We start from the raw sequence: 23,881 nt of genomic DNA on the forward strand, positions 1-23,881 counted from the left end.
AGTGCGTTCCAAAAGCTGTTTTGGGCCCTTCATGGCCCGGAAAAACAATGCCCCATAGGTTGGCTTAAAAATAAAAAGCCCCTTAAAAGGGCTTATTTGAAGTCTGTTTTTCTGAAATCAGAGGCTTGTGCAACGGTTACCGTTGTTGTAAGTAGTGCTTTTTTATTCACTTACTTAATTTCAAAATCCGAAACGCTCCTTGAATTACCAAAATGAAAACGATTGTTCCGATAATCAAATCAGGCTTGCTCGAACTCAACCAATTTACCAAAAGTCCAGCTATTATTACTCCTAAATTGATAATCACGTCATTTGAGGTGAAAATCATACTCGCTTTCATATGTGCCTCTTCTTTGCTCTTTGACTTTTGCAAAATGTAAAGACAAATTCCGTTTGCGATAAGTGCAAAAATCGAAACGATAATCATTGTCGAAAAATCGGGTAATTTCTCGTCTCCGAAAAATCTTCTTAAAACTTCCACAAATCCGATAATTGCAAGTGTAATTTGAAAATATCCAGCAAGTTTGGCAATACGCTTTTTCTTAATCAATGTTCCGCCAACCGCAAACAAACTAATTCCGTAAACAAAACTGTCGGCAAGCATATCCAAACTATCGGCAACAAGTCCCATTGATTTTGAGATTATTCCTGTTGTCATTTCGATTATGAAAAAGGCAAAATTTATGGCAAGTACAGACCAAAGTAACTTTTTTTGGTTTGCGTTTTCTTTAAATTCCGTTTGGTCGGTTTGTTCGGTCGAGATTTTCTTTCCGCCTAAATTTAGTTCGATAACGGACTTTTCGATTTGGTCGGTTTCTCCGCTGTGAAAAACAGTCAGTTTTCGGTTTGGAATATCAAAGTCCAAATTCGCAATACTTGAAATTCCGTCTAATTTCATTCGGATTAGATTTTCCTCCGAAGGACAGTCCATTTTGGTTATTTCAAATATTGTTTTATTCATTCAGTTTCTGGGTTTTTCGGCATTACTTACAACGGTCAGCGGTATGATTCAGTAGGCGGTAACGGTTTTCCAACCGTTATGGCGCGTGTTTTTGCAACTATCTTTGCTAAATGAAATGGTTTCCAATCGTGCTGACACTGTCTTGGTTTAGTTTTGGTTATACAGATTTTTCTTGGTTCTAAGTTATTAATTATTTTACTCTTACACTATCCGTGGAATGGTGCAAAAACCGTGACACAGCCTATTGATTATACCGCATGTTACCGCCAGTTTATTTTATACGATTAAATTATCATCATCTTTTTTATCACACATAATCCAAACTAGTCATAGTAAACTGATTTTTCGCCATTTATTACTTTACTATATAATTGTTGAATCTGAGATTTCAATATTCTGTCCTCTGATAATTCAGGTAAGTTATCAATCTCAAAGAATGCAACATCCTCAATATCAAATCCCTTTGCAGTTTTGTAATTCTCAAGCTTACATAAGAAAACAATCTTATAAACGTAGAATGGCTGTGGTGGATGCGGATGATTTCTCTTGTCGTAGATAGCTAGGATTCTTTCGGGTGAAGCAGTCAGCCCAGTTTCTTCTTTGATTTCCTTAATTGCCACTTCTGATGGTGTATAGCCAATATCGCCCCAGCCACCAGGTAAAGCCCATTTCCCATCATAAGACTCTTTAACTAATAGAATCTGCTTCAGTTCATTTAATGCAAAAGCTCTAATATCTACTTTAGGAGTTGGATAATCCTTTTCTGGTTTAATAAATGACCTTAGTGATTCAATTTCTTGAGAAGAAATGTCACTTAACAATTCCAAACTTATTTCCCTAAGTTCTGTATATCTTTCCTCATCATACTTGTTCTCAGAATATACTAGACCTGCATCTGCAAGACTCTTTATTCTTTTGATAAGGTTTAATTGTTTTTCTTGTTTTTGAGTACTCATTTTCTGTAAATTGGCGGTAACTACTGGATACAAGGAACTTTCCGCATATCCCTATTCAATGGTCATAAATATATTACTTTTTCAAGGGAATTCGATATATTCGTTTATCATGTCAGTTGACGGTTTTGTGAAAATACTGGAGGTTAAACGGTATAGCAAGAATACCATAGACAGCTATACCTCTATCGTGAAGATGGCCAGACACTTCTTCAACAAACCTTTGGATAGGGTAGATGAAACCGATTTGCACCGCTACTTTTATTTTATGGTGCACACCAAAAAAGTGTCCTATTCATATCAAAAGCAGATTGCCATGGCATTAAAACTATATTATAGGGAGATGTTCGGGCAAAGTATCAATCTAGAACTCTTGTTCCCAAGCAGAAAGCCCAGTAAACTGCCCGTAATCTTAGCAAGGGAAGATGTGCAAAAAATTATAGATAAAACAAAAAACGTCAAACATAAAAGTATGATTGCCCTTACTTATAGTGCGGGGCTAAGGGTGGGAGAACTCATAAGTTTAAAGATATCCGATATTGATTCGACACGGATGGTCGTGCACATAAAGGCGGCCAAGGGAAACAAGGACAGGATAGTCCCCCTTTCGCAAAAGGCGCTCCACATGCTCAGGGATTATTATAGGGAATATTTGCCCAAATATTATTTGTTCGAGGGACAAAAAGGAGGAAAATATACCTCGTCCAGTTTCAACAAATTGTTGAAATCGGCGGCAAAACGGGCCAAGATACATATGCATATCACGGCACATACCCTTCGGCACAGTTATGCTACCCATCTTTTGGAAAAAGGCATCGATATAAGGGTCATCCAAAAACTTTTGGGGCACAATTCCATCAAGACCACCATGATCTATACCCAAGTTTCTGAGCCCACAATGCTTCACGTTTCAAGTCCGTTTGATGACGATAATGGTGACCAACTTTGATGTATTTACGCTATAGCGTTCCTTGGGATTTCCACTTCACCTCTCCTTTTGAGGGGTCGAGACTGCTATAGGGAGTTTTGGATGAGGGAAAACAGCTAAGGCTACAAATCCTTCACATAAGTACGCCTACGTTTGATCACTTTTGGGTCAAAATGTTTCCACATTTGCTGTATGGCAAGATTATCTTCCAGTTCGGGAGTTCTAATACAATTTACCACCCCACGTTTTTTAAACGTATGGTGAAACTCATTAAAAATAATAGAAGTCACCCCTTTGTTCTGGTATTTGGGGTGTATGCCGATCAAGTAGAAAATCGCATCCTTGCTATGCTTTCGGGCATGGAGCAAGTGGAAAACCCCAAAAGGGAACAATTTTCCCTTGGCTTTTTGCAATGCTTCGGAGAAAGAGGGCATTACAATGGCAAAGGCCACTAGGTTATCGTCCGAATCCACTACAAACTTAATGTACTCCGGATTTATAAAACTGATGTATTTTTTCTTGAAATACTCCTTTTGGATATCGGTAATCTTCACAAAGGATGATAATTTGGCGTAGGTCTCGTTAAAAAGGTCGAACATTTTGTCCACCCAGGGCATTATATCGGCGCTTTTTTCAAAGTTCAATTCCCGTAGGCCATAGCGCTTTTTGATCAGCACATTGGCCTTGGCAAACAACTTTGGGTCGGCATTGGCCGCTGGAAACTTACTTTCGCGATATTCTTTTTCCTTGGTAAATCCATGTTTTTCGTAATGCGATTGGTAGTAGGAGTGGTTGTACCAGGTCACCATGGTTCCGATATGGTCAAAACCCTCGGTAAGCACGCCTACTTTGTCCAAATTGGAAAAGCCCACGGGACCTTCCATGTATTCGAGCTGGTTTTCCTTGCCAATTTCATGCACCTTGTCCAACAAGGCTTTGGATACTTCAAAGTCGTCCTCAAAATCGAACCAACCGAACCGCATTTTCTTCAAGCCTTGTTCCTTAACTTCCAACCAATTGATAATGGCTGCTACGCGTCCCACAATCTTGTTGTTTTTGTAGGCCAAAAAGAATTTGGCCTCCGCCGTTTTAAAAACAGGGTTTACGTCCTTGTCAAAAGATGCCATTTCATCTTTAATAATAGGGGGCACCCAATACGGAGAATTTTTATAGAGCGAAAAAGGAAATTTTACAAAACGCTTTAAGTCCGATTTGGACTGGACCTGCTTAACGGTTACCATAGTTGCAAATTAATGCCCAATATTATGAATATTACTTGCAGTAGAAAAATGAAGTTTGTGGAAAACTTAAAAATCTATGGTTCCGCCGCGGTTTTTCTTTCTTCTTTTGGATTTTCGTTTATTGGCGTTTTTCTTGATTTTTCCGTTCATACCCGATTGTTGCTCGTTGATGGGGATAAGTTCGTCTTTGTGAAAATCCAAACGGTACGAGAATCCAAGCACCACAAAAATACGGGATGGGTCGTTTTTAAAATTGGAACCTAAATGGAAATCTGCTTGAAAATTAGGGTTGATCAAACGGGCCACCCCGGTTCTTAAAATAATATCGGAATAACGGTCGCCAGAAATACCTTGACCCTCAAAAAAAACACTCCATCGTGGATCGCGAAAAGCGTGGGTCAACGATAAGGCGTAGCGCCATTCGGGAAAATCGGTGGTAATGCGGTCATAAGCAATATTGGAAATCAAAACAAAGCGTGGCGAAAGCCTACTCTGCGTTTGGATGCCACCACGATACGAAACCGTAGGCTCGCCAGGGTAAAATGGATTATCGCCGACCACAAAATTGGCCCCACCATATACGGATACGGCAGGAATCAAATTTTTCCATTGGAATACATTGTTCGCCCTCCAACTATATAAATTGGGTTTGTTGCGTTCTGGATTCTTAAAAGGGTCAAAAACCAAATATTTCAAACCTACCCGGTTTCTGGAAAAATTGGTCAGCTTGCCCTCAATCCCCAAATCGGGATAGGTAATATTTTGGGTGATAAAAGAACCCTCTGCAATAACCTCCAACTCTTCAAAAAGCAAACCATATCTAAAGGCATAATCGGCCCCAAAAATGTTGGAATCCGAATTTAAATCGGCATTATCCTGCTGCTCGTACAACATTCCAACCTCGGCCTGTGCCACATTTTTACCAACGGCATAAGCACTGGCGGCCCTTCCAGGCCTATTGGAATTGATGACATCGGTATATTGGGCAGTAAGAAATGTTGGGAATAGAACGAAAAGAAATAATGACTTTTTGATCATGGAAATATCCATATAACTGGGTTTTTAATACTATTTTAAGATACGTTTGATGGGTTTACGGGACTAACAATGTAACTTTGATACAATAACTAAGGTTATATGGTTTTATTACAAACGATTTTAATTGTCATATTAGTATACTACGGGCTCAAATTACTTTTGAAGTGGTTGGCACCGAAGCTTCTTAATTATGCAGTTAAGAAGACGAGCGAACGTTTTGGACAGCAGTTTGGCAACCCGCAAGATTTTGATACTGCGCAGCCTAAGGAAGGGGAGACCGTTGTTTCCAAAAAACCGTTCAGAAAATCCAATCCCTCAAAAAAAGTTGGAGAATACATAGATTTTGAGGAAATTGATTAATATTTGCGCTATCAAAACCTATCCATGAATCTTTCTCCAAAAGCCATCATCACCCATATTTGTGTTATCGGTTTGTTCATTCTTGCATCGCTGGTCTACTTTTATCCGGTATTGCAGGGAAAAGCCATTTATCAGTCGGACATTGCCCAGTACAAGGGCATGGCCCAAGAACGTGATGCATACAAAGAACTTACGGGAGAGGAATCGTATTGGACCAATAGCGCTTTTGGCGGGATGCCCACCTACCAATTAGGGGCTAATTACCCGCACAACTATGTTAAGGAATTGGACCGTTTGATTCGGTTTTTGCCCAGACCTGCCGACTATCTTTTTCTCTATTTGATAGGATTTTACATTTTGCTGTTATGCCTTAAGGTCGATTTTAGGTTGGCGGCATTGGGGGCATTGGCCTTTGGCTTTTCCACTTATCTGATTATAATTCTTGGGGTGGGGCACAATGCCAAAGCACATGCTCTGGGGTATATTCCCATGGTTTTGGGTGGAATTATTCTTGTTTTTCGAAAAAAATACATTCTCGGCTTTGTGTTGACTGCTTTGGCCATGGCGTTGGAAATAAGTGCCAATCACTACCAAATGACGTATTATTTTATGCTTTTGGTGTTGGTGATGGGTCTGGTATACCTGATTTACGCCATCAAGGAAAAAGAACTTAAACACTTTTTTGCTTCCGTAGGTATTTTAATTTTGGCCGTTGTGCTGTCCATTTTTACCAATGCGACCAGCCTTATGGCTACCAAGGAATATGCCGATTGGAGTACTAGGGGAACATCGGAATTGACGATAAACCCAGATGGTAGTGAAAAAGCCATTTCCACAGGTTTGGACTACGATTATATTACCCAATACAGCTATGGGATTGCAGAATCCCTCAATTTGTTTGTACCACGTTTGTTCGGAGGTTCGGGCGGAGAAGATTTGGGCAAGGATTCCAAAGCCTATGAATATTTGACCAATCAAGGATTATCACAATCCAAAGCTATTGAGTTCTCTAGCAGTTTGCCCTTATATTGGGGAGACCAGCCTATTGTAGCGGCTCCTGCGTACGTGGGTGCCATTGTGTTCTTCTTGTTCATGCTGGGCGTTTTTCTGGTGGATGGTAAAATGAAATGGTGGCTGTTGGCGGGTGCCATTTTATCCCTGTTGCTCTCGTGGGGCAGAAACTTTCCGTTGCTCACCAATTTTATGATCGATTATTTCCCGATGTACAATAAATTCCGAGCGGTGTCCTCCATTCAAGTAGTATTGGAGCTTTGTTTACCTGTACTCGGAATTTTGGGAATACGGGAACTTTTTAAATCAACTGTAGATAAAACAGAAAAGCTCAAAGCACTAAAGCTAAGTTTCTTTATTTCTGTAGGACTGGGCATCTTTATTTTCTTGTTGAAAGGATTCTTTGATTTTGAGGGAATGCGAGACGAAACCTATCGTGGCTATTTTGGCGATGAATTGATGACCATGATTCAGCGAGATCGTGAAGCCGTCTACGTCAGTGATACCATTCGTTCCCTGATTTATGTGGCCTTGGCCGCTGCTGTACTTTGGTTCTTTATCAAAGATAAAATCAACAAGAATATATTGGTCTTTGGCTTGGGTGCCTTGATTTTGTTTGACTTGGTGGGAGTGGACCTCCGTTATGTGAACGAGGACGATTTTGTACGTCAGCGTCAGGTAAACGAACCCTTTCAGGCCAATCAAATAGACCAAATGATTCAGCAGGATGATTCCATTTACAGGGTTTTTGATCCTCAAGAAGGTATCAATGGGGCACGGGCTTCCTATTTTCATAAATCCATTGGTGGGTATCATGCGGCGAAGCCCCGGGCGCTTCAAAATTTGTTCGAATACCATTTGTACCAAAACAATCTTCAGGTGTTGAATATGTTGAATGTAAAGTATATCATTCAACAAGATGAGGAAGGCAATAGTTTCCCTGCGGTGAACCCCGATGCCAATGGCAATGCATGGTTTGTTAATCAGTTGGTCCCCGTTTCATCGGCCAATGAGGAAATTTTGAAACTTAAGGATTTCAATTCCAAAACACAGGCGGTGGTCAACACAAAACAATATCCCGAATTGACCAAGCTTCGCTATTCGGTGGATTCCTTGGCACAGATTAAATTGGTGGATTACCGCCCCGATTATTTAAAATACACATCCAACAATACCAACGACGGTTTTGCTGTTTTCTCCGAAATGCACTACCCATCGGGCTGGAGCGCATTTATTGATGGGGAACCACAGGAACATTACAAAGTGAATTATGCCCTTCGCGGTATGAAGGTTCCTGCCGGCCAGCACGAAATCGAGTTTATGTTTGAGCCCGAAGTGGTGGAAACGGGCAGCCAGATCACTTTGGCGTCCAATATTCTCTTGGGATTGATAATTGTTGGGGGATTGGGCTTCACCCTGTTCCGTGGAAAAAAGGAAGCATCCTAATGCGAAAAATCTTGGTCATAGCGTACTATTGGCCTCCGGCAGGTGGACCAGGGGTACAGCGTTGGCTTAAGTTTGTTAAGTATCTGCCCGATTTTGATTTTGAACCCATTGTGTATGTTCCCGAAAATCCCAGTTATCCCATTGTGGACGAAAAATTGGTTCAGGAAGTACCGGAATCCATCAAAATAGTAAAGCTGCCCATAAAAGAGCCGTATGCTTGGGCTTCGTTGTTGTCCAAAAAAAAGACCAAGACCATTAGTTCGGGTATCATCAAGGAGAAGGATCCATCATTTATAGAAAAGTTGTTGTTGTGGGTTCGTGGTAATTTTTTTATTCCAGATGCCCGAAAACTTTGGGTAAAGCCATCCATTTCGTATTTGGCAAAGGTTATTGCGGATGAGGGCATTCAAACCATAATTACCACAGGACCGCCCCACAGTCTACATTTAATCGGGCTGGGCCTCAAAAAAAAATACAATATTCAATGGATTGCCGATTTCCGTGATCCTTGGACATCAATAGGGTATCATAAAAAATTGCGGTTGACAAAATCCTCCCAACAAAAGCACAAAGCTTTGGAGAAGAAAGTGCTTGTTTCTGCCAATAAGATCGTGGTTACGAGCCAAACCACTAAAACAGAATTTGAGCAAATCACGCCCAAACCCATTAAAGTAATCACAAATGGTTTTGATGATGAACTGCAGCCAGCAACTTTGGATTCAGCATTTACCATCTCCCATATTGGCTCGTTGTTAACAGGAAGAAATCCATTGGGGTTATGGCAGGCTTTACAGGAATTGATTACCGAAAATCAAGCTTTCAAAAATACTGTAAAGGTCCAATTGGCCGGGGTAGTAGGGGAAGAGGTTTTGCAGTCCATCCAAAAATTTGGGCTGGATAATCATGTGGAGCAATTGGGGTATCTGTCCCACGATAAAGTTTTGGAAACACAGCAAAAATCGCAATTACTTTTGTTGTTGGAGATTGATTCCGAAGAGACCAAAGGCATCATCCCTGGAAAATTATTTGAATACCTAAATGCGAAGCGTCCCATTTTGGCGATTGGTCCAAAAGGGTGGGAGGCAGGAGCCATGGTGGAACGGCACAAAGCTGGAAATACCTGTTTGCATGATGATGTAGCGGCATTAAAAAATGTACTTTTGGATGCCTTTAAACACTATCAAAAAGGAACATTGCTTTGTCATTCCGAAGGGGTGGAGCAGTACAATAGAAAGGCATTAACGGAGTCTTTGGCTAAATTTATCTAATGGGAATCGTTCTTAAACAATCCTTTCAGAATACGGTTACGACTTTTATCGGTTTTGCGTTCGGGGCCGTGAACACCCTGTTCCTCTACACCAATATTTTAGCGCCTAAATATTATGGTCTGGTAACCTTTATTTTAGCTACGGGTGCCATTTTGATGCCTTTGATGGCTCTGGGCGTCCACAATGCCACTATAAAATATTACAGTGCCCAAAATGAGCAGAGCAAGAACGGTTTTATAACCTTAATGCTTTTAAGTCCATTGATGATCCTGGGTGCCTTATCGCTCTTGACATGGTTTTTTTATGAGCCAATCGCACTGTTCTTGTCCAAGGAAAATCCGATTGTCAAGGATTATGTTTGGTATGTGTTCTTGGTGGGAATGGCCATGGCCTATTTTGAGATATTCTTTGCGTTGAGCAAGGTGTATTTTAAATCGGTGTTTGGTAATTTCATGAAAGAGGTCTTTGTCAGGGTTTGTGTTTCCATCTTGTTGGGCTTGTTGTACTTTGAAGTGATTTCGCTGGATTTTTTTCTAAAGGCCTTGGTGGGGGTATATCTGCTCCGTACCCTTTGTATGAAGTTGTACGCTTTTAGACTGCATAGACCTGTGTTGGATTTTAAGTTTCCCAAGGAATCCAGAACTATTTTGGGGTATGGTATACTGATGATTTTGGGCGGTTCTGTTGCACTGATACTTTTGGAGGTGGATAAATTTATGATCAACCAGTTTATTGTTTTGGATAATGTGGCCTATTACAGTGTTGCAGGATATATTGCCTCTAGCATTGTTGTGCCTGCCAGGGCCATGAACCAGATTACCTATCCCATGACCGCCAATTATTTGAACACGGGCAATATTTTTGAACTAGAGCAATTGTACAAGAAGACTTCGTTGACTTCTTTTATTGCATCGGGTCTCTTGTTTGTATTGATCATTTTGAACATTGAGGATTTGTTCCTAATGCTTCCGGAAGATTACCGAGGTGGGTTTTTTATTGTTCTTTTGATAGGTATGGCCAAGGTCTTTGATTCGATATTGGGCAATATCAATGCCGTTTTATATTATTCGGAATATTACAAGGTTGTTCTGTTGATAGGGATTTGTTTTGCTTTGGCTACCATTTTGCTCAATCTTTGGTTGATTCCTGTTTATGGTATAGAAGGAGCGGCATTGGCTAGCTTTCTTTCCATTATCATTTTTAATTTGGCCAAATTGGTCTTTGTAAAGTTAAAATTTGATTTTTTGCCCTTTACCAAGGCTACGTTCAAGGTTTTTGCGACCTTGGTTTTGCTGTCGAGCCTTTTTTATTTGTTGCAGTTTCCTTTTCACCCTATCATCAATATTGGTTTAAAGTCGTTGCTTATCGTGGTTATGTATGTGGGGATTTTGTATCGTTTTAATATTTCGGAAGATGTGACGGGATTCCTCTCCAAATGGCTCAAAAAAATACCCCGTAGCGAATAAATTCAACTACGGGGTAAACAACTAACCAACCTAAAAAAATCTATCTAATTATTTCTTCTGGAAGAACCTCTTGAGTTTCTAGCACTACTTTTTCTGGCACTTGAACTTCTGCTCACACTTGGCCTAGAAGTAGTTTTTCTACTCACAGAACTTTTCCTGACACTAGGTCTAGTGCTTCTGGAAACGGTTTTTCTTGAAGAGCTTCCCCTGCTTACCGTAGACCTGCTAGGTGTTCTCGATGTGGTCTTGGGTTTTCTATAGGTACTATGGGTAGAACGCTTAACGGTTCTGCCGTTTGTACTTGAGGTCACTTTTCTGGAACTCACACTTCTTTTATTGGGCGTGCGCGTTACTTTATTATTGGAAGCCGTTGTTCTTCCAGATCTTGTTACATTATTTGATTTTCTATAATTATTGCTCCTAGAATCCCTGGAAGCAACTTTCTGTCTTTTTCCATTATTATTGGAACGGTTAACGGCAGTATTTCCTCTTCTAGTAGAATTTTGGGCTACTCTCGCATTGCTTCTGCCATAATCCGCAGCTCTTCTGCTATTGTTGCTTCGCACAGAAACTCTTCTATCATTTCTATAAATGTTGTCTCTTCTATACTTATTGTTGTTTCTGTACACTTTGCCTACTTTGGCATACGCACGTCGTGTGTTATGTCGGTAAGGCGCATAGTACGTATATCTTACAGGTCTGTAATACCTTCTATATGGTCTTGCATACACATTACAGAATCCAATGGAAGGTCTTGCAAAATACCTATGGAAAGGTCTGTACACATACCTTCTGTTATAGATATTGATGTATCCTGTGTAGTGACTGAAAACGCCTCCATTATAGTAAACGTGCAATCCACCAATTCTACGAACCCTACCATTGTTATACCAGATATCTACGTTTCCTATTTGTGAAACGCGTCCGTAATAATCATAATAAATAGGGGTGTTCTCCACTTGGATTACAGCACCGTAATCATCGTACTGAACATAAGGGTTGTAATTATATCCTGAGTTAAAGGTGATACCAACGTTTCCAATTCTGGCTCCAACACCTACATTTACCCTGTTGTCTATGTAGAAATCGAACTCACCATCTGGATAAACCGAGAAGGTTACTCCATCTTCCACAAAAATGAAAGAATTTCCATATCGATAATTGGTGGCAGTAGCCACTGTATTGGTTGTTTCTGCTTGGATACTTGGTATTCCAAAAACAACCGCTGCTATAATGAGTACTAACTTTTTCATACTACAAGGTTTTACGTTCTAGATGCAACTATTTACATCCACCCTAAAGTATGCAATCTGCGTGCCAAAAATTGCAAACAACTGATAATCAGTATAAAAAATATGTTTTTGTACTCATAAATGATACATATTGAACATGAAATTCCAAATCTGTATGTAGTAAGTAGTGGATAGTAGTCCGTCAAAAAGCGCAAGTTCAAGTATCAAGTTCAAGCTCAAGAGCAAAGACTTTGGAGTTATGAGTTATGAGTTCGGAGTTACAAAGTTATTGGGTTATTGGGTTACTGCCTTCTGCAAACTGCAACTGACTTCGTGCTTCGAGCATCAGATATCCGACTCCCAACAAGTTCAAATTCAATCATCAAGTTCAAGAACAATTGTCCCCTTGAGGGGACTTTAGGGGTGTTTTTTCTGGAGTGGACACGAATTTCACGAATTTGCAAGAACAGATATGTTTATTAACTTCTAGCTTCGGATATCAAGCACAAACTCAAATATCAAATCCAAGTATCAAGCTCAAGAGCAAAGACTTTGGAGTTATGGGTTATGAGTTCGGAGTTCGGAGTTACAAAGTTATTGGGTTATTGAATTACTGCCTACTGCAAACTGCAACTGACTTCGTGCTTCGAGCATCAGACATCCGACTCCCAACAAGTTCAAACGCAAGCATCAAGTCCAAAAACAAGAGTTACTGCAAACTGCGAACTTCCGACCTTGGACGTTTCGACTGCGCTCAACGTGACACTTCTGGCTTCAAAAGATGGCAGCTTAGTTTTTAATGATAAACATGGACCTTCTATTGAGTTGGTGCTGCTCTTCTGAACAATCAATTCCGTTTGAGCAGTTGTTTATAAGTTGGGATTCTCCATACCCTTTGGCTGAAAGCCTATTACGATCAATTCCCTTGCTCACCAACCACTCTAGAGTGGATTTTGCCCGTCTTTCTGAAAGTACTTTGTTGTAGTTATCATCTCCTCTGGAGTCTGTGTGGGACTCTATATGGATTGCCAATTGGGGATATTTTTTCATGGCCTGTAATATTTTGGCCAATTCTACTTCTGCATCGGGTCGTATGTTGTGTTTATCAAAATCAAAATAGATGGGCTGTAGATCTAATCGGCACCCCAAATCGTTAACGGGGCAATCGGGTGGGGTAAGGGCTAGGTTTACTTGCAGCATCATGGAGCCTTCGGGGGTCATCACTACCTTTTCTTGGGGTTGGTATTCTTTTTCATCATTGGATGCCCTTACAATGTATTGGTTCTCACAATCAATGTTTTCCTCAAATTCATAGTTTCCATTTGCTTCGGTGACCTGCTGAGATACTACTTTGTTGTCTCCGTCTATAAGATATACGATTGAACCATCCAATGGTTCTCCTGTATTTTCATCGGTAATGGCTCCATATATAACAGGATTACAGTTTTCTGTAACAAGATAGATATCATCTGAGCTACTGCCATTACTTCCTTCTCTGTTGGAAGAGAGGTATCCTGTTTTTTCTTCTTCCTTGATGATGAAACCAAAATCATCTTGATTTGAATTAATGGGTTGCCCAAGATTTTGGATTGCTTCAAAGCCTTTTTCACCATTATAAGAAGCTCTGAAAACATCTAAGCCTCCGAGTCCTACATGACCATCACTTGAAAAGAAGAGCCTATTATTATCACTTATAAATGGAAAGGTTTCCCGTTGCTCGGTGTTAATGATGGGCCCTAGATTAATTGGCTTTCCGTAGTTTCCATTTTCTAGAATATCCACATACCAAATATCGGATTCGCCTAAAGTCCCTTCCATGTTAGATGAGAAATACAGTCGGTTTTCCTCTTGATTCAAAGCGGGGTGGGCCACGGAAAAGGAGTCGTCGTTGAAAGGTAATTCTTGTACATTGCCCCAGGTTCCATTATTATTTTTAGCGGCTTTGTAAATTTTTAAGCTTACCAATCTTTTTTTGCCTCTTTTCTTTTTGCCATCAATATAATTGTTCCGTGTAAAGTAGGCGGTTTTACCATCTTTGGTGAAAACTGCCGACGATTCATGGTAAGGAGAGTTGATGTCCCCTTCCAAGTTTTTCACATTTTTTAAATTTCCATCTTCACCAATTTCAGCTTCAAAAAGGTCCAAATAGGGGAGACCGTTCCAGTCATGTACTTTGCTGCCCTGGGTATTAATGGATGATGAAGCAAATACAATCTTATCCCCGTAAAAAGACGGACCAAAGTCCGACCCGGACATATTGGGGGTAATATTGGTTACTCTAAACATTTTGTTTTTTGAGTTGGTAAGCTCTTCAAAGGACTGCCAGCTGTTCATTTGATTTTGAGCCAAGACGGAACCGTTTGATAAGGCGATGAATTTTTCCATCATAACCTTGGATTCTTCATACTTTCCAACACTTTTAAGTGTTTGTGCAGCCCTGAAGTAATACTCTGGCTCTACTTCATCAGGGAAGTTCTCAACTAGTTTTCCGTACCATTTGTTGGCTTCTTTATATTCGCTGTTGAAATAATAGGTATCTCCCAATTTTTCGTACACTTGTGCAGATTTGTAACCATCCTCTACTACACTCAAATAAATTTTTCGGGCATCTATATAGTCGTAGCTATCAAATTCTTCATCCGCTTTTTTGATTTTATTCTCTTGTGCAAATGTGCTCCCGACCAATAAAAAGACTGAAAGTACATGTATAATTATTCTTCTTTTCATTGTGATTGTTTTAAAAGAATCTTGGGTTTACTACCCTATCTGATTTGTTGAAAATGTCGAAACGAAGAAACACTTCGTAAGAACCATCGCTATATTGTTCTATGTTGGTGGACTGGTAATCGTAGGCCACACCTGCAAAAATTGATTTTGATATTTGAAATCCGGCAAGGGCACTAAGGGAGGCACTCCATCTGTAGGAAGCCCCAACTGTAAATTTCTCATTGATCAAAAAGTTGGCGGAAAGATCCCATTGCAAGGGGGAACCACTCACATACTTTGCCATTGTGGCAGGTTTAAACTTTAAGTTTTCATTCAAATCGAACACATAACCTGTGATGAAGAAATAGTGTAAACGCTCAATGGCTATATCGTTCTTATCTACATTCTCCAAAGAGCTTTCATCATAGTGTTTGGAATTTAGAAAGTTGGGAACGGATAATCCAGCGTAAAATCTATCGGTATTTAGGTAAAGTCCTGCTCCAATTTGGGGTTGCAGTTTGTTGTCCACATTTGTTTGAAAATAGGCGTCGGTTTCATCATAGATGTTCAATCTGCTGTAATCCACATCCAGCATATCCAATCCGGCCTTCAGTCCAAATGACAACTTACTGGCATTGGATAGAAATACCGAATACGAATAGTCCACAACCACATTGGATTCCATTGCCGGGCCAATCCTGTCGTGAACGATGGACAGCCCAAGTCCCATATTATCATATAATCCAATAGGGGAGTTTACCGTAAATGTGCCTGTTTCAGGAGAGCCCTCTAAGCTTACCCATTGTGTTCGTCCCAGCAGACCAAAACTTAACACTCCCCTGTTTCCTGCATAAGCGGGATTCACAACTTGGGTATTGTACATATATTGTGTGTATTGAGGGTCTTGTTGCGCCGTACAGGTGTATAGGGCGAATAAAAACACTGATAATGATAAGCAGTAGTTTTTATATGTTTTAAGATGTATCATCCTTGCTATATATTCTTGGTTCTTTATTACTTAATTGTTTGGTTATATTAGTTCCTGTTGATGTAGAGGTATCCAGAGTAGCTTTCTTCACCAGGGTTGTCTTCACTTGTAAATGTCAATATGTAGAAATAGGTGCCACTTGGAAGTTTTCTTTCTTCCTGTAGTGTTGCTCTTCCTTCGGAAATACCATGGAACAGGTTGTTCTCTTGCCCATAACTATCTGTTTGATACACCAATACGCCCCAGCGATTAAAAATCTTCACATTATTATCAGGGTAATTTTCAATGCCTTGTATTCTGAAGAAATCATTTGAACCATCACCATTTGGCGTTATCCCGTTGAAGATTTCGAAACCAGGCCCTCCAGTAAATTCACAGAAGTTGGACACGTTTGTTGCTGTTGCATCATTTTCTAGATAGCTATCATCGTCGGAGTCATCGAAAACAGCATCTGTGGAGCCAACTAAATCTGCGGTTACCTGAGCTTGGTTATAAATAATTGTGCTTTCTATATCTTCTTGGGTCAAATTATAGGTCGCTGTAAATAACCACTCTTCCCCTGGTTGAAGAATACCATCTTGAGTTTCTTCATCATTAACAAGTCCATTTACTTCCCCTCCCAAAAGTTCATCGCTCAATACTATATTTTCCAGATCGATGCTTCCGGTATTGATTACGGTAAAACTGTAATTGATACTGTCATCACATCCGTCAAAGTCGGTATCTTCACCTGCTGCATCTTTTATTATGGCTATCCCAAACAATGGTGTTCCATCACTAGGACATGCATCATCTGGTACAGGTGTTCTGGTGGGCTCGTCCTCGTCAAGGCTATCATTGTCCGATAGATCAAACACAGGTATATTCAAGCCTACGGGTTGACCGCTCACGGTGGCTTGGTTTATCACGGAGCCATTGTCAATATCCTCTTGGGTGATAACGTACAGGGCTTCGTAGATCCATGTCTCTCCAGAAGAAAGTATACCATCGTTGCCCTCGTCTGTTCCTTCAACAGGGCCAGGGATTTCACCACCGAAGAGGTCGTCCTCCAATGTGATCTGCTCGAGGTCTGCACTGCCCGCATTGGTAACGGTGAAAGTGTAGCGTATGCTGTCGATACAACCATCTTGATCAAGATCTACAAGCTCGGCCTCTTTGATCATCCCCATATCTGCAGAACCATTGGGGCACACATCATCCGGTACAGGGGTTCTGGTGGGTTCATCCTCATCAAGGCTATCATTGTCCGATAGGTCGGATACCATAAAATCTTGTTCTATGGGATAACCGCTCACGGTGGCCTGGTTTATGACGGAGCCATTGTCAACATCTTGTTGGGTGATTCCATAGAGGGCTTCGTAGGTCCATGTTTCTCCAGAGGACAGTATGCCGTCGTTGCCCTCGTCCGTTCCTTCAACAGGGCCAGGGATTTCGCCACCGAAGAGGTCGTCCTCCAATGTGATGTGCTCCAGGTCTGTATTACCAGTATTGGTTACGGTGAAAGTGTATAGAATACTATCGAAGCAGCCATCCCCGGTAATATCCACAAGTACACCCTCTTTGATCATTGCGATTGAAGAATCTTGGCAAAAAGAAAGATCAATTACCGTAGGGTCGTCTTCGAGCACACTGTCATCATCAGAAATGTCAAAAACTAGACCTTGCACTCCTACTGCATCGGCATATACTTCGGCCTGGTTTACCACTTGCCCATTGTCAATGTCTGCTTGGGTAGTATTGTAGGCGGCACTATAGGTCCATACCTCATCAAGGTCAAGCAAACCATCGTTGTTGTCATCGCCTATATATGGCCCTGGAATTTCGCCTCCCAACATGGGGTCGGTAAGGAGTATGTCTTCCAACACCACGGCCCCTTGGTTGGTCACCGTGAATGTATATAGAATAAGGTTGCACCCTGGATTTCCTTCAATGCCATCTAGGGCAGCGCCGGTTTTGACTACTGCAATATCTGGTACACAAAAAGAAAGGTCAATTACCGTGGGGTCGTCTTCCAACACACTATTGTCATCCGAAAGGTCTTCAACTACAACACCTAGCATTCCCTGTACATTGGAACTGACATTGGCTTGGTTCACCACTTGTCCATTTACTATATCTACTTCCGTAGTATTGTATGCAGCGCTATAATTCCATATTTCTCCGGGATCCAATAAATTGTTGTTATTATCATCCCCAGAATCTGGCCCGGGGATAACCCCTCCCAACATAGGATCGTTAAGTACGATATGCTCCAATATTTCAGGTCCTTCATTGGTTACTGTGAAGGTGTATAGTATTAAGTTGCACCCAGGACCGCCTTCAAGGCCATCCAATGGATTACCAACCTTGATTAAGCCTATTTCTGCATGACAGTGGGAAAGATCGACCACTGTGGGGTCATCTTCCAACTCACTATCATCGTCGGAGAGGTCGCTTACAGTTACCCCGGGCTGTCCTTGAACATCTGCTGTTACAGTTGCCTGGTTAACTACCTGCCCATTGTCAATATCTGCTTGGGTTATCGTATAATCAAAAGTATAGGTCCATGCTTCTCCAGGACTCATTACACCATCGTTTCCAATGTCATCCCCTGGATTTGGACCGGGTATTGGTTGACCGTTGTTGAGCAGTGGGTCTATGAGCTCAACATTTTCCAATACTTCTCCATTATTACTTTCATTTATGACCCTAAATCCATAACTTATTTCTGTACACCCCCCTATATTTCCTTCGGAATTCATTGTTAAGCCTGTTTTTCTAAGAGAGATTCCTGGTACATAAATATTGTTTACCTCATTGGGTACAATGTGGGTGTCCCCAACTACCGATAAATTATTGATTTTGGAATGATTATTGGCCAGAACACACGTTGTGCCACACATAAAGAAGAGAGAACAAGTGAAAATGATAAACTTTGCTCTTAAACGGGTAATTATGTTTGTTATATGAAGATTATAGTTTTTAGATATACTATCAGGAGTTAGAAAAATAAAAAAGGGGAGAAACCAAATCAAGTATTTTATGATTTGCGGGCAGGGTTTGGTATTGGCCATGGTTATTAAGTTAATTTATAATTTGCGATATTATGGAATTGGAAAATCAACAGAGGGTCTAATTGATAGATGCTGGTTATGGGTTGATGGATACCTATTTTGAGTTGACGGAGTTTATAGGTACAAGCGAAAATTTTCAAATGTCAAGCTCATGTTCAAGTATCAAGTTCAAGTATCAAGTTCAAGTTCAAGAGCCAAGACTTTGGAGTTATGAGTTATGAGTTCGGAGTTACAAAGTTATTGGGTTATTGAGTTACTGCCTTCTGCAAACTGCAACTGACTTCGTGCTTCGAGCATCAGATATCCGACTCCCAACAAGTTCAAGCACAAGCATCAAGTTCAAGAACAATTGTCCCCTTGAGGGGACTTTAGGGGTGTTTTTTCTGGAGTGGACACGAATTTCACGAATTTGCAAGAACAGATATGTTTATTAACTTCTAGCTTCGTACATCAAGCACAAACTTAAGTGTCAAGTTCAATAACAAAGAGAAAAGAGCCAAGACTTTGGAGTTATGGGTTATGAGTTCGGAGTTACAAAGTTATTGGGTTATTGAGTTACTGCCTTCTGCAAACTGCAACTGACTTCGTGCTTCGAGCATCAGACATCCGACTCCCAACAAGTTCAAACGCAAGCATCAAGTCCAAAAACAAGAGTTACTGCAAACTGCAACTGCCGACTGCATACTGCGTACTTCCGACCTCGGACGTTTCGACTGCGCTACGTGACACTTCGGACTTCGTGCTTTCGACATCACTTCTGGCTTCAAAAGATGGCAGTTTAGTTTTTAATGATGAACATGGACCTTCTATTGAGTTGGTGCTGCTCTTCTGAACAGTTTACCCCATTGGAACACTCGTTCAACAATTGTGTTTCTCCATAACCTTTGGCCGATAGTCTGCTACGGTCAATCCCCTTTTTAACGAGCCAATTCAATGTGGCTTGGGCACGCCTTTCAGATAATCTTAGGTTAAACCCATCGCTTGATCTGGAATCGGTATGGGATTCAATATGAATGGAAAGTTCCGGATATTGTTTCATGGCCTGTAAAATTTTGGCCAGTTCCACTTCAGAATCGGGACGAATGGTATACTTCCCATAGTCAAAATATATGGGTTCAAGAGTAAGCCTGCATCCCAAATCATCAACAGGACACTCGGGCGGTGTGAGCTCCAAGTCCATTTGGATGGTATGGGAACCTCTGGGGGTCACAGTATCTTTATCTTTTGTCGCATAATCTTTATATGCTGCATGCACCGTATATTTTTTACTACAATCCACAACACCTTTAAACACATAGTTGCCACTCTCATCGGTTGTTGTTTCGGTTATTACGTTTTTGTTCTTGTTCATTAGTTTTACAGTGGCACCGACCAAGGTTTTTCCTGTTTTGGAGTCGGAAATGGCCCCTTGGATGACCATGATACCACAGCTTTCCCAAACTCGGTAAATATCGTCGGAACTGCTGCCGCCGTCTCCATCCCGGTTTGAGGCCAGATAGCCGATTTTTTTCTCTTCATCCAGAATAAATCCAAAATCGTCCTTATTGGAGTTTATGGGTTTTTTTAGATTGGTTGCTTCCTTAAATTCGCCATTGGGTTCCAAGGATATAACAAAAATATCGAGACCGCCAAGACCAAGGTGACCATCACTCGAAAAGTATAGGTTGTTATTTTTGCCTATAAAGGGAAAACCCTCTCGTGTTTCCGTATTTATTTCTGGGCCTAAATTAACAGGTGTACCATAGGTTCCATCTTCCAAAATATCCACGTACCAAATATCGGAATCTCCATGAGTGCCTTCCATATCGGAAGAAAAGTACAGGCGCTTTTCATCTGGACTCAGGGCTGGGTGCGCTGCGGAATAGGAATCGTTGTTAAAGGGGAGTTCTTCTATATTTTTCCAAGTTCCATCTTCCGTTTTGGTGGCCTTAAAAATTTTTAGGCTGATAAGCTTTTTTCGGCTTTTCTTTTTTCGTCCATCATAATAATTGTTTCGGGTGAAGTAAACCGTTTTTCCATCTTTGGTAAATACCGCGTTCGACTCATGATAAGGGGTGTTGATTTCTCCTTTAAGAGGTTGAGGGTTTGATAACCTCCAATCTTCGTCAATATCTGCCTCAAAAAGGTCAAGATAGGGTAGACCGGTCCAATTGTGTATTTTGTCGCCCTCTGTGTTGCTGGATGATGAGGCATAAACAATCTTATCACCATAAAAAGAGGGGGCAAAGTCGGAACTGGTCAAGAGGCCTGTTATATTGTCCACTTCGTAAGTACTGGACTTAATCCCGACCAAACTGTCCAAGGCAGGATAATCTTTCATGAAGTTCTTCGCAATTTCCGTGTTGGCGGACAAGCCTGCGAACTTGCCCATCATTTTTTTGGACGTTTGGTATTCTCCAATACTTTTAAAGCTTTGTGAAGCACGATAATAATAGATTGGGTCAACATCGTTGGGATGTTTTTCCATAAGCCGTTTGTACCATATAACGGCTTCTGCATACTCGCTATTGAAGTAATAGGTATCCCCTAATTTTTTTAAAACTTGTGGGGATTCATAGCCATCATTCACAATATTTAAATAAATCTCCCTTGCATCTATATAATTATAGGCGTCAAAATCCTCGTTGGCTTTTTTAACGACACTTTTTTGGGCATGTATGGTTGATACCATTAAAACTGCCATTAAAATCTTTAGAATAGTTTTTGGGTACATGGATTGTTGCATTTAAAAGAATCTTGGGGTTAGGACCTTGTCCAGTCTATTTAGTATATCAAAGCGAATCACGGCTTCATAAGAGCCATTGTTGTAATCCTTTATTGTAGTTGAATCATAGTCATAAGCCAATCCGATAAATATGGATTGAGATATTTGAAACCCCGCCAAGGCACTGATGGAGGAATTCCACCGATAGGACGCCCCGAGGGTAATTTTTTCATTGATCAAAAAGTTGGCGGACACATCCCATTGAAACGGCGCTCCGCTTACAAACTTGGTCAAGCCTGCAGGTTTGAACTTTAGGTTGGGACCAAGGTCAAACACATATCCTGTTATAAAAAAATAGTGCAAACGCTCTATGGCTATGCTCTCCAATTCTTCATTCTCCAACGAGGATTCGTCAAAATGTTTGGAATTAAGAAAGTTAGGAACCGAAAAACCTGCATAAAACTTTTGGGTGTGATAATATAATCCGGCTCCAATTTGGGGTTGAATTTTGTTATCCACCGTATTCTGGAAATGTGGGTCATAGGGATTATGAATGGTTAATTTACTATAATCAATATCCAATACATCCATTCCAGCCTTTAAACCAAAAGATAGTTTGCTCACATCATGCCGGTCAAGATGAATGGAATACGAATAATCCACATTGGCATTGGATTCGGTAGCCGGACCTATCTGATCATACACAATGGATAGCCCAAGCCCCATATTGTCCAATGATCCTATGGGTGAACTTACGGTAAGTGTACCGGTTCGCGGAGCCCCATCTATATCTACCCATTGCATACGTCCCAAAATCCCAAAACTCAACATTTCCCTGGATCCTGTGTATGCAGGGTTCACAATTTGGGTGTTATATAAGTATTGGGTGTATTGCGGGTCTTGTTGGGCATAAGTTGTATGAATGCAGGAAATAACAAGCATCGTTAATAACCAATAGAACTTTTTGTTTAACTGTGACTTATTTTTGAGCTTCATTTTATGTGTTGGTATATTTTCAGTTAATCCCTGTTGATGTAGAGGTAGCCTGAATAGTTTTCCTTACCAGGGTTTTGCCCCGTAAAGGAAAGGGTGTAGAAATAAGTTCCGCTAGGGAGTTCCCTTTTCTGTTGGATGGTGGCCTTGCCTTGGGAAATACCCGTAAAATAATTGCCATCCAACCCATATCCTTCGGCTTGATAGACGAGTGCACCCCATCTGTTGAAGATTTTTAGGACGTTATCCGGATAATTTTCAATACTGTTTATTCTGAAATAATCATTAATGTCATCACCGTCGGGCGTGATTCCCGTAAATATTTGAAAATCTGGGTCTGGAACTCCTCCGCTACAACTGTAATTGGGTACGAAGGTTATGGTTTGTTGGTTTTCAAGAATACTATTGTCATCAGATAGGTCCATAATCTGGACTTCCATTCCCTTGATTTTGGCCATGACCGTAGCTTGATTGGTGACCAAACCTTCATCGATATCCTCTTGGGCAAGGGGATAAGTGTCTTCATAAACCCAGCTTTCCCCAACAGATAAAACCCCATCCTCATTGATATCATTTCCTAACAAGGGACCAGTTATTGTGCCGCCAAGCAAATCATCAGTTAACTTAATTTCTTCCAGATCAACATATCCTCCGTTCGTAACAGTAAAGGTGTATCGGATGCTATCATCACAACCATCATAGTTTGCATCAAAAAGTTCCCCTTCTTTTATTAACCCAATACCTGCTCCACCAGTGGTACAGGCATCGTTAACAATTATGACAGTGGTAGGGTCATTTTCTAATAGACTATTGTTGTCGGATTGGTCCTGCACCTCTGTGTCTGTGCCCAATAGCTGTGCGGTGACCGTTGCGGAGTTGACCACACTGCCGTTGTCAATGTCCTGTTGGATGATTTCATAGAGTGCCTCGTAGGTCCAGCTCTCGCCAATGGAGAGGATACCGTCGTCCCCTTCGTCGCTTCCCGCCACGGGGCCTGCGAGTACACCACCGAGCAAGGGATCGTTGACGGTGACCTGATCCAGGTCCACATCGCCCGTGTTGGTAACGGTGAAGGTATATCGGATGCTCTCGTCGCAGCCATCGGTGTTGACATCTGCAAGGACTCCTGTTTTTATCAGCCCGATGCCGGCACTGCCGTTTATACAGGCATCGTTGGGGATTGTGGTATTGGTGGGATTGTCTTCCTGCAGGCTGTCGTCATCGGACAGGTCCTGCACCTCTGTGTCTGTGCCCAATAGCTTGGCGGTGACCGTTGCAGAGTTCACCACATTGCCGTTGTCAATGTCTTGTTGGATGATTTCGTAGAGGGCCTCGTAGGTCCAACTCTCGCCAATGGAGAGGATGCCATCGTTCCCTTCGTCGCTGCCCGCCACGGGGCCTGCGAGCGAACCGCCGAGCAATGGGTCGTCCACGATAATCTGGTCCAGGTCCACATCGCCCGTGTTGGTCACGGTGAAGGTATATCGGATGCTCTCGTTGCAGCCATCGGTGTTGACGTCTATCAAGGCACCT

At 41.3% G+C, this 23,881-nt stretch carries 16 protein-coding genes; 5 read left to right on the top strand and 11 right to left on the bottom strand.

Annotation, left to right across the window (positions count from 1 at the left end; all coding sequences use genetic code 11):
* Positions 1–166: 166 nt before the first annotated feature.
* Positions 167–961: a cation efflux transmembrane domain-containing protein gene (locus AC13CS_RS00185; protein WP_293162893.1), complete on the bottom strand. Its 795-nt coding sequence runs from the start codon at positions 959–961 to the stop codon at positions 167–169.
* 323 nt (positions 962–1,284) lie between these two features.
* Positions 1,285–1,917 carry an NUDIX hydrolase gene (locus tag AC13CS_RS00190; protein ID WP_093978189.1) on the bottom strand — a complete coding sequence of 211 codons (633 nt, stop codon included), beginning with the start codon at positions 1,915–1,917 and terminating at the stop codon, positions 1,285–1,287.
* A gap of 127 nt (positions 1,918–2,044) precedes the next feature.
* On the opposite strand from AC13CS_RS00190, the gene xerA reads away from it, so the two are divergent.
* Entirely contained in the window at positions 2,045–2,863 is an 819-nt protein-coding gene (gene xerA, locus AC13CS_RS00195) for a site-specific tyrosine recombinase/integron integrase (RefSeq protein WP_482888251.1), read from the top strand.
* Between the two features lie 101 nt (positions 2,864–2,964).
* On the opposite strand, the gene AC13CS_RS00200 is transcribed toward xerA, so the two are convergent.
* Together AC13CS_RS00200 and AC13CS_RS00205 are read right to left on the bottom strand one after the other, a co-directional pair.
* Complete coding sequence (locus AC13CS_RS00200) at positions 2,965–4,083, bottom strand: GTP cyclohydrolase (protein WP_293162904.1); 1,119 nt, start codon at positions 4,081–4,083, stop codon at positions 2,965–2,967.
* A gap of 66 nt (positions 4,084–4,149) precedes the next feature.
* Entirely contained in the window at positions 4,150–5,133 is a 984-nt protein-coding gene (locus tag AC13CS_RS00205; RefSeq protein ID WP_293162907.1) for a transporter, read from the bottom strand.
* Positions 5,134–5,220: 87 nt separating this feature from the next.
* Here AC13CS_RS00205 and AC13CS_RS00210 point away from each other — a divergent pair, with 87 nt between their 5' ends.
* Genes AC13CS_RS00210 through AC13CS_RS00225 form a run of 4 tightly spaced genes read left to right on the top strand, consistent with a single transcriptional unit; the run spans position 5,221 to position 10,672 of the window.
* Positions 5,221–5,481, top strand: a complete 261-nt coding sequence (locus tag AC13CS_RS00210) for a DUF4834 family protein (RefSeq protein WP_293162910.1) — start codon at positions 5,221–5,223, stop codon at positions 5,479–5,481.
* Between the two features lie 24 nt (positions 5,482–5,505).
* Positions 5,506–7,938 (top strand): YfhO family protein, encoded by a 2,433-nt coding sequence (locus tag AC13CS_RS00215; protein ID WP_293162913.1) that lies wholly within the window; start codon positions 5,506–5,508, stop codon positions 7,936–7,938.
* The gene (locus tag AC13CS_RS00220) at positions 7,938–9,206 is read left to right on the top strand and encodes a glycosyltransferase family 4 protein (protein ID WP_293162916.1); all 1,269 of its coding nucleotides are present in this window, start codon (positions 7,938–7,940) and stop codon (positions 9,204–9,206) included. Before AC13CS_RS00215 ends, AC13CS_RS00220 begins: the two co-directional genes overlap by 1 nt.
* Positions 9,206–10,672, top strand: a complete 1,467-nt coding sequence (locus AC13CS_RS00225) for an oligosaccharide flippase family protein (protein ID WP_293162919.1) — start codon at positions 9,206–9,208, stop codon at positions 10,670–10,672. Before AC13CS_RS00220 ends, AC13CS_RS00225 begins: the two co-directional genes overlap by 1 nt.
* A 44-nt stretch (positions 10,673–10,716) precedes the next feature.
* Here AC13CS_RS00225 and AC13CS_RS00230 read toward each other — a convergent pair whose 3' ends face one another.
* From AC13CS_RS00230 to AC13CS_RS00260, 7 genes are all read right to left on the bottom strand, one after another.
* Complete coding sequence (locus tag AC13CS_RS00230) at positions 10,717–11,925, bottom strand: KAR9 family protein (RefSeq protein ID WP_293162921.1); 1,209 nt, start codon at positions 11,923–11,925, stop codon at positions 10,717–10,719.
* 768 nt (positions 11,926–12,693) lie between these two features.
* Positions 12,694–14,631: an OmpA family protein gene (locus tag AC13CS_RS00235; RefSeq protein WP_293162924.1), complete on the bottom strand. Its 1,938-nt coding sequence runs from the start codon at positions 14,629–14,631 to the stop codon at positions 12,694–12,696.
* Positions 14,632–14,641: 10 nt separating this feature from the next.
* A complete protein-coding gene (locus AC13CS_RS00240) occupies positions 14,642–15,598 on the bottom strand; it encodes a PorP/SprF family type IX secretion system membrane protein (RefSeq protein WP_293162927.1) in 957 nt (318 codons plus the stop codon).
* Between the two features lie 47 nt (positions 15,599–15,645).
* Positions 15,646–18,651 carry a T9SS type B sorting domain-containing protein gene (locus tag AC13CS_RS00245; protein ID WP_482888252.1) on the bottom strand — a complete coding sequence of 1,002 codons (3,006 nt, stop codon included), beginning with the start codon at positions 18,649–18,651 and terminating at the stop codon, positions 15,646–15,648.
* 778 nt (positions 18,652–19,429) lie between these two features.
* Complete coding sequence (locus tag AC13CS_RS00250) at positions 19,430–21,364, bottom strand: OmpA family protein (protein WP_293162933.1); 1,935 nt, start codon at positions 21,362–21,364, stop codon at positions 19,430–19,432.
* 12 nt (positions 21,365–21,376) lie between these two features.
* The gene (locus AC13CS_RS00255; protein WP_293162937.1) at positions 21,377–22,351 is read right to left on the bottom strand and encodes a PorP/SprF family type IX secretion system membrane protein; all 975 of its coding nucleotides are present in this window, start codon (positions 22,349–22,351) and stop codon (positions 21,377–21,379) included.
* A gap of 23 nt (positions 22,352–22,374) precedes the next feature.
* Positions 22,375–23,881: T9SS type B sorting domain-containing protein (locus AC13CS_RS00260; RefSeq protein ID WP_482888253.1), on the bottom strand; the 1,507-nt coding region annotated here is incomplete at its 5' end.

It is taken from the genome of Flagellimonas sp. B-3 (genome assembly GCF_056857835.1).

Excerpts from the sequence above, each read along its gene's own strand:
- AC13CS_RS00240 (WP_293162927.1), bottom strand. The coding sequence starts at position 15,598 with ATGATACATCTTAAAACATATAAAAACTACTGCTTATCATTATCAGTG.
- AC13CS_RS00190 (WP_093978189.1), bottom strand. The coding sequence starts at position 1,917 with ATGAGTACTCAAAAACAAGAAAAACAATTAAACCTTATCAAAAGAATA.
- AC13CS_RS00230 (WP_293162921.1), bottom strand. The coding sequence starts at position 11,925 with ATGAAAAAGTTAGTACTCATTATAGCAGCGGTTGTTTTTGGAATACCA.
- AC13CS_RS00250 (WP_293162933.1), bottom strand. The coding sequence starts at position 21,364 with ATGTACCCAAAAACTATTCTAAAGATTTTAATGGCAGTTTTAATGGTA.
- AC13CS_RS00245 (WP_482888252.1), bottom strand. The coding sequence starts at position 18,651 with ATGGCCAATACCAAACCCTGCCCGCAAATCATAAAATACTTGATTTGG.
- AC13CS_RS00225 (WP_293162919.1), top strand. The coding sequence starts at position 9,206 with ATGGGAATCGTTCTTAAACAATCCTTTCAGAATACGGTTACGACTTTT.
- AC13CS_RS00200 (WP_293162904.1), bottom strand. The coding sequence starts at position 4,083 with ATGGTAACCGTTAAGCAGGTCCAGTCCAAATCGGACTTAAAGCGTTTT.
- AC13CS_RS00235 (WP_293162924.1), bottom strand. The coding sequence starts at position 14,631 with ATGAAAAGAAGAATAATTATACATGTACTTTCAGTCTTTTTATTGGTC.
- AC13CS_RS00210 (WP_293162910.1), top strand. The coding sequence starts at position 5,221 with ATGGTTTTATTACAAACGATTTTAATTGTCATATTAGTATACTACGGG.
- AC13CS_RS00255 (WP_293162937.1), bottom strand. The coding sequence starts at position 22,351 with ATGAAGCTCAAAAATAAGTCACAGTTAAACAAAAAGTTCTATTGGTTA.
- AC13CS_RS00185 (WP_293162893.1), bottom strand. The coding sequence starts at position 961 with ATGAATAAAACAATATTTGAAATAACCAAAATGGACTGTCCTTCGGAG.
- AC13CS_RS00205 (WP_293162907.1), bottom strand. The coding sequence starts at position 5,133 with ATGGATATTTCCATGATCAAAAAGTCATTATTTCTTTTCGTTCTATTC.
- AC13CS_RS00220 (WP_293162916.1), top strand. The coding sequence starts at position 7,938 with ATGCGAAAAATCTTGGTCATAGCGTACTATTGGCCTCCGGCAGGTGGA.
- AC13CS_RS00215 (WP_293162913.1), top strand. The coding sequence starts at position 5,506 with ATGAATCTTTCTCCAAAAGCCATCATCACCCATATTTGTGTTATCGGT.